Here is a 14,371-nt window from a genome sequence, read left to right on the forward strand (position 1 = left end):
GATTTCGAGTGAGGGCAACATGTTGGACAATCTTCCACGCGGAACGATCTGTATTGAAGACATCGAAATGGGCATGTCCCGCTACCTGCGCAAAGTGGTGACGGACGAAGACATCGAGATGTTCGCGCAGGTTTCAACCGACCGTAATCCGGTGCATCTGGATGACGATTATGCCCGCGACACGATCTTTGAAGGCCGTATCGCCCACGGGATGCTGACAGCGGGTCTGATCTCGGCGGTGATTGGCGAACAACTGCCCGGCCATGGTACTGTCTACATGGGTCAGTCGCTTAAGTTTCTGGCACCTGTGCGCCCCGGCGACATGGTTTACGCCGAAGTGAAGGTTGTCGACATTGATTTTTCCAAGCGCCGGGTCAAGCTGGATTGCCATTGCTCGGTCGAAGGCAAGAAGGTTCTGATCGGAGAGGCCATGGTCCTGGCACCGTCGCGCAAGTTCGACTGATCTGCGCGCCAACTCAAATCAATGAAAGGCACCCACTGACGGGTGCCTTTTCGTTTTGGAACTTACCAAATCTAGCTTTCTGCACGAAGTCCTGAAGAAGGGCGCGCGCGCCTGCGCCCTTTCAAAGCACCGGATTCCAGAATGATTTCTGACACCACGTGTTCGCGTCTGTAGGCCATCACATGAACGCCCGAGACGCCAGCGATCTCGCGGATCTGCTGGATCAGCTCGATACAGATTTTTTTGCCTTCTTCAGCAGGTTTTTCGGCCTTCTCCATCCGCTCAATAACCTGGTCCGGGATGTGAATTCCGGGCACATTGCTGCGCATCCAACGCGCCGCGCGCGCCGAAGCTATCGGCCCCACGCCAGCGATTATGAAGACTTTCTTGTCCAGACCGACATCCCGCACCCGATCCATGAATTTCTCAAAAAGTGGAATGTCGTAGATATAGTTGGTCTGGATATATTCGGCCCCTGCTTCAACCTTCTTCGCCAGACGATCAGGACGCCAGTCATAAGGCGGGATGCAAGGGTTCTCTGCCGCACCTAAGAACAGCTGAGGGGGACGTGTGATCTTGCGGCCCGAGAGGAATTTTCCCTGATCGCGCATGGTTCGGATTGTTCGCAGCAAGGTTAAGGAATCAAAGTCGAATACCGGCTTTGCCCCCGGTTGATCCCCCACGCCAACGCCATCACCGGTCAGACACAGAACATTGCTCACGCCCAGCGCTGCGGCCCCAAGCACATCGCCCTGAATGGCAATGCGATTCCGGTCCCGGCAGGAAATCTGATACACCGGAGAATAACCAGCGCGCGTCAGCAATGCGCAAATTCCAATCGAAGACATATGGCAATTCGCGCCCGAAGCATCGGTTGCGTTTATTGCGTCAGCAACCTCTCCAAGCGGCTGCGCGGCCTGAAAAACATCCTCGGGGTCAGCGCTGTCGGGTGGGTTCAACTCGGCCGTCACCGCAAACCGACCCGAGCGCAAGACCCTTTCCAATCGACTGTGCGATACATACCCGTCAGGAACAGGAACATAGCCGATTGGCTCTACCGCGTTGCGATGTGGGTCGTTCATTTCTTCAGTTCCCGGTTCATTGCATTGGGCGGCTCGGTGGCCAGCGGCGCTGAGGAAGGTTCGTTTTCACGTGCCTCCGGGAAGGCTTCGGCAAGGGTTACACGCGCGGCATCGCGGGCCTCGCGTTCTTGCGCGGCAATCTCGCGGCTGACCCGCAACCAAGACGACGAGCCTTTCAACGTGTGCTCCACTGGCGGCAGAACTTCCTTTATCTTTTCACCCCCGTGCCGCATGCGGCTGGCTCCGTCCCAAGCCAAGGCCCACACGCATTTCATGTCAGGCTTCACTTCGCAGAACTCGCCTGGACGCACGCCACCACACGGACCATTTCGCAACTGCTTTGGGCAGTTCATCGGGCAGGACATGCCGGTCGATGACAACACGCATTGACCGCACATCTTGCAGTCGAACAACAGGGTTTTGACGCCCTTTTCGACCAACGCTATGGGGCGTTCGACGCGGTTGTAGCCGATCTTTGCAAAAAGCGGATCCATCGCGACCATGCCGCGTTCGACGCACTTGTAAATCCACTCGAATGTGCGGGCATGGCGAATCGCGAACAGTCGCAATCGATACATGGTCTGCCTCCTGTGCTGGGTTCTATTGAACCTGGCCGGGCTTGAACCGGGTCGCAGCGCATCCTGAGATCCGGATGTTCAGTCTACACGCAGGTATTTTTTTGAATCAAGCAGTTGGCTTTGCGCATAATGCCATGTGGTGGATGCTTTGGCGTTGTTGTTGGGCGTTTTGTTGGGTTCGGGGGAATTCAGACCGAGGCATTTGCAGAATTCAAACTGCCGCTTGAACTCATCGCGACGCGACGCTACGCAATCGCTTATGCACATCATCCGGGATTTCCAGTTTGTCGAGCCAGAAGATCGCGGCGCCAGCGTAGCGATCGGCAACTTTGACGGCGTACATGTGGGGCATCGGTCGGTCATCGAAATGGCCCGCCAAGCAGCTCCTGACGCGCCGCTGGGTGTCATGACCTTTGAACCGCATCCGCGCGAATACTTTGCGCCGGATTCGCCTCCGTTCCGCCTGATGCGCGGTAATGCACGAGCGCACCGGCTGGAAAAACTGGGTGTAGAAAAGCTCTACGAGCTGCCCTTCAATGCAGCGCTGGCCGGGCTTTCACCGGAAGAGTTCGCGCGCACCGTGATTTGTGACGGGCTGGGCCTTTCGCATGTGGTGGTGGGGGCTGATTTCTGCTTTGGCAAAGGCCGCAGCGGTTCAGCCGATGACCTGGTCCGATTTGGGAAAGAGATGGGGTTTGGCGTGACGATCGCCCCACTGATGGAGCGGTCCGAGAACGTGGTCTCGTCAACTGCAATTCGGACCGCGTTAAGCGAAGGCCGCCCGCGTGATGCAGCGGCGATGCTGGGCCATTGGCACAGGATCGAAGGCGAAGTTGTCGGCGGTGAACAGCGTGGGCGCGAGCTGGGGTTTCCCACTGCAAACATGTCCATTGAAGGTCTTCACCTGCCGAAATTTGGTGTCTACGCCGTTCTGGTCGACGTACTGGATGGCCCGCATCAGGGCAGTTACCACGGTGCGGCCTCGATTGGAGTTCGACCAATGTTTCAGGGTGAAGTGCCCAATATCGAAACCTTCCTTTTCGACTTTTCCGGCGATCTTTATGGCGCAACCCTGTCTGTCGGCCTGATCGATTTCCTGCGCCCAGAACTTACCTTTGATGGGCTGGACGGGCTGATTGCCCAGATGGATGCAGATTGCGAAAAAGCCCGCGGCATTCTGGCCGCCTTATGAGCACGGATCCGATCGAGCGCACCGGCCTGCCCGCCCGTTTTTGGGAACGCAAACCTCTGCGGAAGATGAACCAGCGCGAATGGGAAGCGTTGTGTGATGGCTGCGGCAAGTGCTGCCTGAACAAGCTGGAAGACGAAGACACCGGCGAGGTTGCACTGACCTGTGTCGCCTGCCGGCTGCTGGACGATGAAAGCTGCCGCTGTACGCAATACGATATCCGGCACCAGTTCGTGCCCGAATGTATTGTGATGACCCCCGACAACATAGACGAACATGCCTATTGGCTGCCGCAAACCTGCGCCTATCGCCTGTTGTGGGAAGGCAAGCCCCTTTACGACTGGCATCCTTTGATATCTGGTACGCCCGACAGCGTGCACGCGGCAGGCATGTCGGTTCAGGGACGTACAGTGTCCGAGTTCGAAACCCCCATGGAAGAGTGGGAAGACTATATTATTGAGGAGCCATCCTGATGTATTTCGCCTCTGACAATTCCGGCCCGGTACACCCTCAGGTCATGGCAAAACTGGCCGAGGCCAATCAGGGCTATCAGATGGCCTATGGTGCTGACGCGCTGATGAACGAGGTGCGCGACCGCATTCGCAGCATTTTCGAAGCACCGGGCGCTGCTGTGTATCTTGTGGCCACCGGGACCGCGGCGAACTCTCTGGCTCTTGCGACGCTGTCGAACCCGTGGGAGTCGGTCTTCTGCTCTCCGGTTGCCCATATCCACGAGGATGAGTGCAACGCGCCTGAATTTTACAGCGGTGCCAAGCTGACCCTTGTGCCTGGCGGTGACAAGATGACACCCGAAGCATTACGCGGATCGATCCTGGGTGAAGAAACACGCGGTGTGCATGGACCGCAACGCGGGCCTGTGTCGATCACTCAGGTCACTGAGCGCGGATCAGTCTATTCGTTGGAGGAACTGCAGGCACTGTGCGGGGTGGCAAAGGAATACGGCCTTCCGGTGCATCTGGACGGTGCGCGTTTTACCAATGCGCTGGTCGCGTTGAATTGCTCCCCGGCTGAGATGACCTGGAAATCGGGCGTGGATGCTGTCAGCTTTGGCGGCACAAAAAATGGCCTGATGGGGGTCGAAGCGGTTGTGTTTTTCGATGAAAGCAAGGCTTGGGAATTTGAACTGCGACGCAAGCGCGGGGCGCATCTGTTCTCGAAACACCGTTATCTGTCAGCGCAGATGGCCGCCTACCTTGAAGATGATCTGTGGTTGAAACTGGCGCGTCAGGCCAACGCCAACTGCGCCCGTCTTGCCGACGGGTTGCGCGCCAAGGGCGCTGAATTCCTGCATGAACCGCAAGCCAACATGGTCTTTGCCTCTTTCTCGCGCGCCAAGCACAAGCAACTGCATAACGCCGGTGCGATCTATCACCTTTGGGGGGATGAGCTGGAGGGTGAGGATGACGGTGAAAGCCTGGCGTGCCGGTTGGTCTGCGACTGGTCTATTGGAACATCCCAGATCGATCAGTTTCTCAATCTTCTGTAGGACTGGATTGCCAGAACGCTTGAAGCAGCGCCGCTGTTTCATGAGGGTGCGAAATGGGCAGCATGTGCCCTGCGCCCGGAACCACCGCATGGTGCGCTTGCGGCAGGCGATGCTCCAAACCCGCGCAGATGGCGGGGATTACGGGATGGGTTTCTGATCCGCTCAGGATCAGGGTCGGCATGGCGGCACGTTCCAGCGTCTCGGCTTTGAGCAAACCGGCCTGATCATCATAAAGCACCGAGTGCACGGCTGGAACGGCATGTATCCCACGCACCATGTTAGCGCGCGTCCGTTCGGGTAAATCGGGCCATTTCGGGCTGATGCCAGTGCTCCACATCCGGTTGAACAAACGTGCGGCCAGAGCGTTTTCGCCCTCATTAAAGGCGCTGTTTATCGGCTCAATATCTTTCTCATGCTGATCGAACAAATCCGGCGCGTCCCGGTGTGCTATGGCAAAAAAGACGGGTTCGATCAATGTCAGGCTTCGGACGCGTTCGGGATGCTCCAAGGCCAGTCTCAGTGCAATAATCGCCCCAAAAGAATGGCCAACGACGTCCATCTGCCCCGTCAGTTCAGCCGCAGCGTTATTGGTGACGTGATCAAAGAAGTTCCCCTGCCCGTCCCAATCTGGACTGCGCCCATGAGACAACATATCTGGCGCGACCAAAGAGACTTTACCGTCCAACGCCTTGGCCAATCCCGACCACGCCCCGGAATGCGCAATGGTACAATGGAGGGCGAGCAATTTGCGCGCGCCCTCTCCCAACCGCCTGACGAAGACGGATTGTGGTGAGACAGCCGAAGCTGTCATCCCTTCGTCTCAGCCAGATGCTGGTCCAGATCATCCAGACTATCCTGTCCCCAGAACCGTTGCCCGTCCGGCGTGATGTAGAATGGTGCACCAAAGGCTCCTTGTTCCACGGCCTCTTCCAGATTGGCAGCGTAGGTTTCCGCCCCAACAAGCAACCCGCTATTTGCCAATTCCGGATCAAATCCTGCATTTGCCAGGCAATCGCGGATCACGTCATCCTGGGCCACGTCTTTCTCTTCGGCCCAGCAAGCGCGCAGGATCAATTGGCACAACTTGCCCACATCCCCTGAACCGTCCTTGGTCGCAGCGATAACCGCATATGAAGACGGCGCCATATTGGTTGGCCAATGCGCCGGTTTCAGATTAAATTCCACCCCGAGACGTTTGGCTTGACGCAGCAAGTCCTGTGCACGGTATTCAATGCGCGAGGTGTGGCGGTCTTTCGGCGGGGTGCCCCCTGTGCGCGAAAATAAGGCCATGATGTCCAGTGGTTTGTAGTTGATAGTCGCACCATGTTTCGCCGCGATCTCTTCCAGCCGGTTTCCGGCCAGATAGGTGTAGGGCGAAATTGTCGCAAAATAGTAGTCAATCTGGGTCATGTTCACTTTCTCCGCTGCGTTGCCTTTGCGGGACGTTAGACCCGTGCTAAGCGGTGTCAACATCACGAATCTGTCACATTGCCAAAGCTGCCCGGGGACCTCAGCCGATGCCGACACTCCACGAACCCAAGCTTATCGCTGGGAACGCCAATCTTCCGCTTGCCGAATCCATTGCCCGCCGCATGAGCCTGTATCGCGGCGTCGACCAGGGTCTGGTCGATGCGCGGGTCGAGCGGTTCAATGACGGCGAGATCTTTGTCGAAGTGTTCGAAAACGTCCGGGGCGAGGATATGTTCATCGTCCAGCCAACGTCGAACCCGGCGAATGACAACCTGATGGAACTGCTGATCATCGCCGATGCGTTGCGCCGTTCGTCAGCGCAGCGGATCACCGCTGTAATCCCCTATTTCGGCTATGCCCGCCAGGACCGCCGCACCAAGGCCCGCACACCAATCAGCGCCAAACTGGTGGCGAACATGCTGACCGGTGCCGGTATTGAACGTGTTCTGACCATGGACCTGCACGCCGCGCAGATTCAGGGGTTCTTTGATATCCCGGTGGACAACCTCTATGCCTCGCCAATCTTCGCGCTGGATGTGAAACATCAGTTCAAGGACAACTTGGACGAGATCATGGTTGTTTCGCCCGACGTGGGCGGCGTCGCCCGCGCACGTGAGCTGGCCAAGCGGATCAGTGCACCGCTGTCTATTGTCGACAAGCGCCGCGAAAAAGCAGGCGAAGTGGCCGAGATGACCGTGATCGGCGACGTGAAGGACAAGATCTGCCTGATCGTGGACGACATGTGCGACACCGCCGGAACGCTGTGCAAAGCGGCGCAGGTGCTGTTGGATAACGGCGCGAAAGAGGTTCACTCCTACATCACGCATGGCGTCATGAGCGGCCCTGCGGTTGAACGCGTCACCAATTCAGTGATGAAATCGCTGGTTCTGACGGACACGATTCAACCGACCAAAGAAGTTGCCAAAGCCAAGAACATTCGCATCGTACCAACCGCGCCGATCTTCACCCAGGCGATCCTGAACATCTGGAACGGCACCAGCGTGTCTTCGCTGTTTGAAGATAAAACGCTGACCCCGATCTACGAGTCCATGTACCAGATGGATTGAGCTCTAGGGGGCGGCCAAAACAAGCCGCCCTTTTGCTTTTTAAAAACTGATCTGCTCTGCCTTGCTTTCGCTGGCATGAGCTTGGATCCGCGAAAGAGGAAAGTGACCTCCGATGTCCGCAAACAAACGCATTGTTCTGTCCAGTGATCACGCCGCGATCGATCTGCGTCAGGCCGTGGCGAAACACATCGCCCAACAAGGCTGGGAGGTGGTCGATATCGGCCCGGCAACTCCTGAAAGCACCCATTACCCCAAGCACGGCAAAGCCGCAGCCCAGGCTGTTGCATCCGGTGATTGCGGTTTGGGCATCATCCTGTGCGGTACCGGTCAGGGTATCATGATGGCGGCAAACAAAGTGCCGGGCATTCGCTGCGGCGTTTGTTCAGACGCCTTTTCGGCCCGGATGATCCGCCAGCACAACAACGCCAACATGCTGTCCATCGGGGCGCGCGTTGTGGGCGAAGGTCAGGCACTGGACATCGTGGATGCGTTTTTGGGGGCCGAGTTCGAAGGCGGCCGCCACGCCACACGTGTGGATATGATCGAAGCACAGGGCGACTGACGACCGCGCTTCCTTAAAGCGCGATGGTCTGAACCCGGATCAGGAGATATTCCAGTCATCCGGGTGCGCGACCTCTCCTATCGCGGTCCAACTTGCCCGGATGCGGGCAATACGCGTGTCGGACCATGTGCGAAACACTGCTTCGAACCCTTCGGTGGTAATGTTTTCAGCCTGCACTTCGGCACGCAGCGCTGACGATGTGTCGACATCCCAAAGCGAAATTCCGATCTGAACAATTGGCGGGGTCCGAAACGGTTCTTTGAATTGAATGGGCGTGCGACGCTCGCGAGGGCCCTGCCCCGTCCACATCTCACCGCCTTCGGCAAATTCCGAAAACAGCACATCTTCGCCCTGATCAATGCCAATAGGATGGGTTAGGAACTTTTTCATTTTGTCATCATTATTCTTGAATTCCCGCAAGTTATCCCGGCAATTCGGCAAAAGCACGACAAAAAAACGGCCCCGCAAATGCGAGGCCGTTCAAATCTTTGACTATAGAGCCGATTACAGGCTCATATGCGTCCCAAGCGCTTCCATATCCGCCAGAAGCTTGGCGGTATCGTCGACGATGGTCTGATCATCGCCACCCTTGGCCGCCTCATGCGAAGCGCGGGCGTCTTCGATCAGCTCGTCCAGATGCGCGCGGGTCACTTCTGACACCGGAATGGCCTTTTCGGCCAGAACCGAAAGGCTGTCGCCGTTGATCTGGGCAAACCCGCCGGTGACCAGGTATTCGCTGGACCCTTCGGGTGCCTCAACCTTCAGCAGACCGGGGCGCAGCGTGGTGATGGTAGGGGCATGATCGGGCATCGCCGTCATGTCCCCGTCCGCGCCGGGAATCTGGACCGCCGTCGCGCTGAGCGAAGCAAGGCTCCGCTCGGGGCTGACGAGGTCGAATTGCATCGTGTTTGCCATCAGGGATACTCCTTAGGCGGCTTCTGCGGCCATCTTCTCGGCTTTGGCGATCACTTCTTCGATGCCGCCAACCATCAGGAAGGCCGCTTCGGGCAGGTGATCGTATTCGCCAGCGACAACCGCTTTGAACGACGCGATGGTGACATCCAGAGGAACCTGAACGCCGGGCGAACCGGTGAAGACTTCGGCCACGTCGAACGGCTGCGACAGGAAGCGTTCGATCTTACGGGCACGGGCCACGGTCAGTTTGTCTTCTTCCGACAGTTCGTCCATGCCGAGGATGGCGATGATGTCCTGCAGCGACTTGTAGCGCTGGAGGATCTGCTGAACGTCAGTCGCAACCGCGTAGTGCTCGTCACCAACGATGGCCGGGTCGAGCAGGCGCGAGGTCGAGTCGAGCGGGTCAACCGCAGGGTAGATACCCTTTTCCGAGATCGCACGGTTCAGAACGGTGGTCGCGTCCAAGTGAGCGAACGAGGTTGCCGGCGCAGGGTCGGTAAGGTCGTCCGCAGGCACGTAGATCGCTTGCACCGAGGTGATCGAACCCGACTTGGTCGAGGTGATGCGTTCCTGCAGCGCGCCCATGTCGGTCGCCAATGTCGGCTGGTAGCCCACCGCCGAAGGAATACGACCCAGCAGAGCCGAAACCTCGGAACCCGCCTGTGTGAAGCGGAAGATGTTGTCGACGAAGAACAGAACGTCGGTACCGGACTGGTCACGGAACTGCTCGGCCAGGGTCAGACCGGTCAGAGCAACACGTGCACGCGCACCCGGAGGTTCGTTCATCTGACCGTAAACCAGGGCCACTTGGCTTTCCGACAGGTTGTCCGGCTTGATAACGTTCGATTCGATCATCTCGTGGTACAGGTCGTTCCCTTCACGGGTCCGTTCACCAACACCCGCGAACACCGAGAAGCCCGAGTGCACTTTTGCGATGTTGTTGATCAGTTCCATGATCAGAACGGTTTTACCAACGCCGGCGCCGCCGAACAGGCCGATCTTACCGCCTTTGGCGTAAGGGGCCAGCAGGTCAACAACCTTGATGCCGGTCACCAGAACTTCCGATTCAGTCGACTGTTCGTCGAAGGTCGGTGCAGGCTGGTGGATCGCGCGGGCCTCAGATGCTTCAACCGGGCCCTTCTCGTCGATCGGCTCGCCGACAACGTTCAGGATACGGCCCAGGGTGGCGTTACCAACCGGAACCGAGATCGGCGCGCCGGTGTCGGTTACTTCCTCGCCGCGGACCAGACCTTCGGTCGCGTCCATCGCGATGGTACGTACGGTGTTTTCACCCAGGTGCTGAGCAACTTCCAACACCAGGCGCTTGCCGTTGTTGGTGGTTTCCAGCGCGTTCAGAATTTCAGGCAGCGCGTCATCGAACTGCACGTCGACGACGGCCCCGATGATCTGTGTGACTTTGCCTTTTGCATTCGCCATGTTTCGTCTCCGGTTTTCTTACAGCGCTTCGGCGCCGGAAATAATTTCAATCAGCTCGTTGGTGATCACGGCCTGACGCGAGCGGTTGAACTGGATCGTCAGCTTGTCGATCATCTCACCCGCGTTGCGTGTCGCGTTGTCCATCGCGGACATCCGTGCACCCTGTTCAGACGCTCCGTTTTCGAGCAGAGCCGAGAAGATCGCGGTCGCAACCCCCTTGGGCAGCAAGTCGGCCAGGATGGCCTCTTCGCTGGGCTCGTAGTCGAAAATTGCACCGCTGTCGTCACCCGCCGCTTCGTCTTCGAACGACGCGGGAATGACTTGCTGTGCCGTCGGGATCTGGGTCACAACGTTGACGAACTTCGAGTAGAAGATCGTGGCAACGTCGAACTCACCCCCGTCGAAACGAGACAGGATCTCCTTCGCGATGTCTTGCGCGTTGGAATAACCCAGACGCTTGACCTCGCTCAGATCCACATGTCCGACGAACAGATCGCCCAAGTCACGCTTGAGCGCGTCGCGGCCTTTTTTGCCGACGGTCAGAACTTTGACCGTCTTGCCTTTGCCGCGCAGCTCTTCCGCTTTGGCGCGGGCAAGCTTGGCGATGTTCGCGTTGAAGCCGCCACACAGGCCGCGTTCAGCTGTCATCACAACCAGCAGATGGACATCATCACTGCCCGTACCACGGAGCAGCTTGGGGGCGCTGTCGCTGCCCCCGACCGAAGCCGCCAGCCCCGCCATCACGGCATTGAACCGTTCGGCATAGGGGCGCGAGGCTTCGGCAGATTCCTGGGCGCGGCGCAGTTTTGCAGCCGCGACCATCTGCATGGCCTTGGTGATCTTGCGGGTCGATTTGACCGACTCGATCCTGTTTTTAAGGTCCTTCAGACTAGGCATCGGAACCTCCTATCAAGCGAAGGTTGCGGCGTATTCGTCGATCGCTGCCTTGATCTTGTCGGACGCATCACCTTTGATCTTCGGATCTTCGTCGGTGAGCCACTTCAGCAGGTCCGCATGTTTGCCACGCAGGTGTGCCAGAAGACCGGCTTCATAGCGGCCAACATCCGAGACTTCGATCTTGTCGAGGTAACCGTTGGTACCTGCGAAGATGACGCAGACGATTTCCGCGTTGGTCAGCGGCGAGTACTGGGGCTGTTTCATCAGCTCGGTCAGACGCGCACCACGGTTCAGCAGCTGCTGAGTTGCGGCGTCGAGGTCCGAACCAAACTGGGCAAAGGCCGCCATTTCGCGGTACTGAGCCAGTTCCAGCTTAACCGGGCCAGCAACCGATTTCATCGCGTTGGTCTGGGCCGACGAACCCACACGAGAAACCGACAGACCGGTGTTCACAGCAGGACGGATGCCCTGATAGAACAGTTCGGTTTCAAGGAAGATCTGACCGTCGGTGATCGAGATCACGTTGGTCGGAATAAACGCCGAAACGTCACCACCCTGAGTTTCGATAACCGGCAGAGCAGTCAGCGAGCCTGCGCCGAAATCTTCGTTCAGCTTCGCCGAACGTTCCAGCAGGCGCGAATGGAGGTAGAAAACGTCACCCGGATACGCTTCACGTCCGGGCGGACGACGCAGCAGCAGGGACATCTGACGATAGGACACAGCCTGCTTCGACAGGTCATCATAGATGATCAGCGCGTGGCGGCCGTTGTCACGGAAGTATTCAGCCATCGCGGTCGCGGCGTAAGGTGCCAAGAACTGCATCGGTGCCGGGTCGGACGCGGTCGCGGCCACAACGATCGAATATTCAATCGCGCCGGACTCTTCCAGTTTCTTCACCAGCTGCGCAACGGTCGAACGCTTCTGACCAATCGCGACATAAACGCAGTACAGTTTCTTCGACTCGTCGTCGCCTGCTGCGTCGTTGTAAACTTTCTGGTTCAGGATGGTGTCCAGAGCAACGGCGGTTTTACCAGTCTGACGGTCACCAATGATCAGTTCCCGCTGGCCACGGCCAATCGGGATCATCGCGTCAACTGATTTCAGACCGGTTGCCATCGGCTCGTGCACCGATTTACGCGGGATGATGCCGGGGGCTTTGACGTCTGCAACGCCACGCTTGGACGCGTTGATCGGACCTTTTCCGTCCAGCGGGTTGCCCAGACCGTCAACAACGCGACCCAGCAGCTCGTCACCAATCGGAACGTCCACGATCGAGTTGGTGCGCTTAACAGTGTCACCTTCTTTGATGTCACGGTCAGAACCGAAGATAACGACACCAACGTTGTCGCTTTCCAGGTTCAGGGCCATGCCCATGATGCCACCGGGGAATTCGACCATCTCACCCGCTTGCACGTTGTCCAGGCCGTATACACGGGCAATCCCGTCACCGACGCTCAGCACGCGGCCGATTTCGGCCACTTCGGCTTCCTGACCAAAATTCTTGATCTGGTCCTTCAGGATTGCAGAAATCTCTGCAGCTTGGATTCCCATTTATCCGACCTCTTTCATTGCATTCTGTAGGGAGTTCAGCTTCGAACGGATCGAGCTATCGATCATCTTCGAGCCCACTTTAACGACAAGACCGCCGATGAGGCTTTCATCCACGGTCGCATTGATAGTCACGGTCTTGCCCACACGCTCGGACAGCGTCTTGGACAGTTTTTCCAGTTGTGTTTTGGTCAGCGCCTTGGCCGAGGCAACATCGGCCGTCACTTCGCCACGCTCGTCAGCCAGCATGTCGCGCAGAACCTGAACCAGCTGCGGCACAACAAATAGGCGGCGCTTCTGCGCCATCAGGCCCAGCGTATTCCGCAGAATCGCGTTCAGACCCATTTTGTCGGCAATAGCGGTGATTGCACCTTCCTGCTCGGCGCGGGAAACCAGCGGCGAGGCGATCAGGTCGCGCAACTCTGCGCTGTCGCCCAGTGCTGCTGCAAGATCATTGATGCCAGATTCCAGACCTGCGAGGTCTTTGTTCTCTTTTGCGATCTCGAAGATCGCCGTAGCATAGCGCTCGGCAATGCCCGTGGAAATCGAAGCTGGTTCGGACACGTCCACCCTTCCGATATTTGAGGCCCCGAATTCGCGTGCGGCAGCTACCCGGGGGCGTGAAGAAACCCCGTCCATAAAGGGCGGGGATCAAAATCACCGGGGATGTAGCAGAGGTGTTCGAACCAAGCAATACGCTATAGCGGTAACATATTTATCCACAAAACGTTACTTTTCATGCACTTAGCTCAAGTGCGACCGTTTGAACCCGTTGGCTCAGTTGAAAAATGTTACGAATATGCAGGTTTTTGCGATTCCTGTGACTTTTTTCCCGCATTATTGCCGCGTCGGAAAGCCCGTGATTGTCACGCAGGCTTCAACAAGCCGTCCAGTGCCTTAATCGGCTTTTTGACTGCATCTTTGGTCACGCTTCCGCTGGGGGGGCGTATGTGCTTGCTGACCTCAACCATCAGCACACCGCCTGCCATCACAGTGGGAATTCTTTGTCCGGTTTTTTCGATCAAACTTCCGGATTTCAGCCAAAAGCGGCGGAACGACGGTGGCCGGTACAACGCCGAACAGTGCGCCTCGGGCAAAAAGTGATGCGCCTTAAGCTGGTTTTCCAGCTGCGTGGCTGTGTAAGGACGCCCGAAGCCAAATGGTGTCTTGTCAGTACGCGACCACAGACCACCCCGGTTGGGAACGATGAACACGGCCCGACCTCCGGGTCCCAAAACACGCCAGCATTCATCCAGCAACTGGTTCGGCCTCTCTGACGTTTCCAGCCCATGCATCACAACAAGCTTGTCCACATGACCGGTTTCAATTGGCCAAAGCGTTTCTTCGGTCAGAACAGAGACATTCGGCATCCCTGCAGGCCAGGGCATTACGCCCTGAGGTCCAGGCATCAGCCCGATGACGCGGCGCGCATCTGCCAAGTACGGGCGCAACAACGGCACAGCAAAGCCGAATCCGGCCACTGTCTGACCTTTGGCCTCGGGCCAAAGTTCAATCAGGCGCCCGCGAATGGCCGCCTGCGCTGCACGCCCCAACGTGCTGCGGTAGTAAAAGTTCCTCAGATCCTGCACATCAAGATGCATTGCGGACATCCGGTCAATCGGCTTAGCTGGGCGCAGTCTAGCAATGAAAGGGCAA

At 57.7% G+C, this 14,371-nt stretch carries 17 protein-coding genes; 6 read left to right on the forward strand and 11 right to left on the reverse strand.

Translation table 11 applies throughout. The annotated features are described in order from the left end of the window. Positions 1-19: 19 nt before the first annotated feature. Positions 20-463 carry a MaoC family dehydratase gene (locus tag GS646_RS13870; protein ID WP_171091711.1) on the forward strand — a complete coding sequence of 148 codons (444 nt, stop codon included), beginning with the start codon at positions 20-22 and terminating at the stop codon, positions 461-463. Positions 464-534: 71 nt separating this feature from the next. On the opposite strand, the gene GS646_RS13875 is transcribed toward GS646_RS13870, so the two are convergent. Continuing rightward, positions 535-1,545, reverse strand: coding sequence for a methylenetetrahydrofolate reductase (locus tag GS646_RS13875; protein ID WP_171186422.1), 1,011 nt, complete (start codon positions 1,543-1,545; stop codon positions 535-537). Next, on the reverse strand, positions 1,542-2,123 hold the full coding sequence (locus GS646_RS13880) for a methylenetetrahydrofolate reductase C-terminal domain-containing protein (protein WP_171186424.1): 582 nt from the start codon (positions 2,121-2,123) through the stop codon (positions 1,542-1,544). Before GS646_RS13880 ends, GS646_RS13875 begins: the two co-directional genes overlap by 4 nt. A 259-nt stretch (positions 2,124-2,382) precedes the next feature. Here GS646_RS13880 and GS646_RS13885 point away from each other — a divergent pair, with 259 nt between their 5' ends. The 3 genes from GS646_RS13885 to GS646_RS13895 are packed head-to-tail and all read left to right on the forward strand — an operon-like array spanning position 2,383 to position 4,819. Continuing rightward, positions 2,383-3,315, forward strand: a complete 933-nt coding sequence (locus GS646_RS13885; RefSeq protein WP_171186426.1) for a bifunctional riboflavin kinase/FAD synthetase — start codon at positions 2,383-2,385, stop codon at positions 3,313-3,315. Beyond that, on the forward strand, positions 3,312-3,785 hold the full coding sequence (locus tag GS646_RS13890) for a YcgN family cysteine cluster protein (RefSeq protein WP_171186428.1): 474 nt from the start codon (positions 3,312-3,314) through the stop codon (positions 3,783-3,785). Before GS646_RS13885 ends, GS646_RS13890 begins: the two co-directional genes overlap by 4 nt. Beyond that, positions 3,785-4,819, forward strand: coding sequence for a low specificity L-threonine aldolase (locus GS646_RS13895; protein ID WP_171105590.1), 1,035 nt, complete (start codon positions 3,785-3,787; stop codon positions 4,817-4,819). The genes GS646_RS13890 and GS646_RS13895 overlap by 1 nt, the downstream gene beginning before the upstream one ends. Here GS646_RS13895 and GS646_RS13900 read toward each other — a convergent pair. Next, a complete protein-coding gene (locus GS646_RS13900; protein ID WP_171647770.1) occupies positions 4,806-5,630 on the reverse strand; it encodes an alpha/beta fold hydrolase in 825 nt (274 codons plus the stop codon). The two genes, GS646_RS13895 and GS646_RS13900, sit on opposite strands and share 14 nt — an antisense overlap. Continuing rightward, positions 5,627-6,229: a 2-hydroxychromene-2-carboxylate isomerase gene (locus tag GS646_RS13905; protein ID WP_171091726.1), complete on the reverse strand. Its 603-nt coding sequence runs from the start codon at positions 6,227-6,229 to the stop codon at positions 5,627-5,629. The genes GS646_RS13900 and GS646_RS13905 overlap by 4 nt, the downstream gene beginning before the upstream one ends. A gap of 107 nt (positions 6,230-6,336) precedes the next feature. Between GS646_RS13905 and GS646_RS13910 the strand changes: the two genes are divergently transcribed. Continuing rightward, the gene (locus GS646_RS13910) at positions 6,337-7,356 is read left to right on the forward strand and encodes a ribose-phosphate pyrophosphokinase (protein ID WP_171091728.1); all 1,020 of its coding nucleotides are present in this window, start codon (positions 6,337-6,339) and stop codon (positions 7,354-7,356) included. 112 nt (positions 7,357-7,468) lie between these two features. After that, positions 7,469-7,918, forward strand: coding sequence for a ribose 5-phosphate isomerase B (gene rpiB, locus GS646_RS13915; RefSeq protein ID WP_171186432.1), 450 nt, complete (start codon positions 7,469-7,471; stop codon positions 7,916-7,918). A gap of 39 nt (positions 7,919-7,957) precedes the next feature. Here rpiB and GS646_RS13920 read toward each other — a convergent pair whose 3' ends face one another. From GS646_RS13920 to GS646_RS13950, 7 genes are all read right to left on the reverse strand, one after another. Continuing rightward, positions 7,958-8,308 (reverse strand): H-type lectin domain-containing protein, encoded by a 351-nt coding sequence (locus tag GS646_RS13920; protein WP_171091731.1) that lies wholly within the window; start codon positions 8,306-8,308, stop codon positions 7,958-7,960. A 114-nt stretch (positions 8,309-8,422) separates the two neighbouring features. Next, a complete protein-coding gene (locus tag GS646_RS13925; RefSeq protein ID WP_171647768.1) occupies positions 8,423-8,833 on the reverse strand; it encodes a F0F1 ATP synthase subunit epsilon in 411 nt (136 codons plus the stop codon). A 12-nt stretch (positions 8,834-8,845) separates the two neighbouring features. Further along, positions 8,846-10,270 (reverse strand): F0F1 ATP synthase subunit beta, encoded by a 1,425-nt coding sequence (gene atpD, locus GS646_RS13930; protein ID WP_171647766.1) that lies wholly within the window; start codon positions 10,268-10,270, stop codon positions 8,846-8,848. Positions 10,271-10,288: 18 nt separating this feature from the next. Beyond that, entirely contained in the window at positions 10,289-11,167 is an 879-nt protein-coding gene (locus GS646_RS13935; protein WP_171186434.1) for a F0F1 ATP synthase subunit gamma, read from the reverse strand. Positions 11,168-11,179: 12 nt separating this feature from the next. Next, positions 11,180-12,718 carry a F0F1 ATP synthase subunit alpha gene (gene atpA, locus GS646_RS13940; protein WP_171091738.1) on the reverse strand — a complete coding sequence of 513 codons (1,539 nt, stop codon included), beginning with the start codon at positions 12,716-12,718 and terminating at the stop codon, positions 11,180-11,182. Next, complete coding sequence (locus tag GS646_RS13945; RefSeq protein ID WP_171186436.1) at positions 12,719-13,279, reverse strand: F0F1 ATP synthase subunit delta; 561 nt, start codon at positions 13,277-13,279, stop codon at positions 12,719-12,721. It abuts the gene before it with no gap. 302 nt (positions 13,280-13,581) lie between these two features. After that, complete coding sequence (locus tag GS646_RS13950) at positions 13,582-14,316, reverse strand: class I SAM-dependent methyltransferase (protein ID WP_171091742.1); 735 nt, start codon at positions 14,314-14,316, stop codon at positions 13,582-13,584. Between the last annotated feature and the right edge of the window lie 55 nt (positions 14,317-14,371).

The organism is Ruegeria sp. HKCCD4315, assembly GCF_013112245.1.
In the GTDB taxonomy this organism is placed as follows: Bacteria; Pseudomonadota; Alphaproteobacteria; order Rhodobacterales; family Rhodobacteraceae; genus Ruegeria.

Excerpts from the sequence above, each read along its gene's own strand:
- GS646_RS13910 (WP_171091728.1), top strand. The coding sequence starts at position 6,337 with ATGCCGACACTCCACGAACCCAAGCTTATCGCTGGGAACGCCAATCTT.
- GS646_RS13950 (WP_171091742.1), bottom strand. The coding sequence starts at position 14,316 with ATGCATCTTGATGTGCAGGATCTGAGGAACTTTTACTACCGCAGCACG.
- rpiB (WP_171186432.1), top strand. The coding sequence starts at position 7,469 with ATGTCCGCAAACAAACGCATTGTTCTGTCCAGTGATCACGCCGCGATC.
- GS646_RS13905 (WP_171091726.1), bottom strand. The coding sequence starts at position 6,229 with ATGACCCAGATTGACTACTATTTTGCGACAATTTCGCCCTACACCTAT.
- GS646_RS13900 (WP_171647770.1), bottom strand. The coding sequence starts at position 5,630 with ATGACAGCTTCGGCTGTCTCACCACAATCCGTCTTCGTCAGGCGGTTG.
- GS646_RS13925 (WP_171647768.1), bottom strand. The coding sequence starts at position 8,833 with ATGGCAAACACGATGCAATTCGACCTCGTCAGCCCCGAGCGGAGCCTT.
- GS646_RS13885 (WP_171186426.1), top strand. The coding sequence starts at position 2,383 with ATGCACATCATCCGGGATTTCCAGTTTGTCGAGCCAGAAGATCGCGGC.
- atpD (WP_171647766.1), bottom strand. The coding sequence starts at position 10,270 with ATGGCGAATGCAAAAGGCAAAGTCACACAGATCATCGGGGCCGTCGTC.
- atpA (WP_171091738.1), bottom strand. The coding sequence starts at position 12,718 with ATGGGAATCCAAGCTGCAGAGATTTCTGCAATCCTGAAGGACCAGATC.
- GS646_RS13875 (WP_171186422.1), bottom strand. The coding sequence starts at position 1,545 with ATGAACGACCCACATCGCAACGCGGTAGAGCCAATCGGCTATGTTCCT.
- GS646_RS13895 (WP_171105590.1), top strand. The coding sequence starts at position 3,785 with ATGTATTTCGCCTCTGACAATTCCGGCCCGGTACACCCTCAGGTCATG.
- GS646_RS13870 (WP_171091711.1), top strand. The coding sequence starts at position 20 with ATGTTGGACAATCTTCCACGCGGAACGATCTGTATTGAAGACATCGAA.
- GS646_RS13920 (WP_171091731.1), bottom strand. The coding sequence starts at position 8,308 with ATGAAAAAGTTCCTAACCCATCCTATTGGCATTGATCAGGGCGAAGAT.
- GS646_RS13935 (WP_171186434.1), bottom strand. The coding sequence starts at position 11,167 with ATGCCTAGTCTGAAGGACCTTAAAAACAGGATCGAGTCGGTCAAATCG.
- GS646_RS13880 (WP_171186424.1), bottom strand. The coding sequence starts at position 2,123 with ATGTATCGATTGCGACTGTTCGCGATTCGCCATGCCCGCACATTCGAG.
- GS646_RS13890 (WP_171186428.1), top strand. The coding sequence starts at position 3,312 with ATGAGCACGGATCCGATCGAGCGCACCGGCCTGCCCGCCCGTTTTTGG.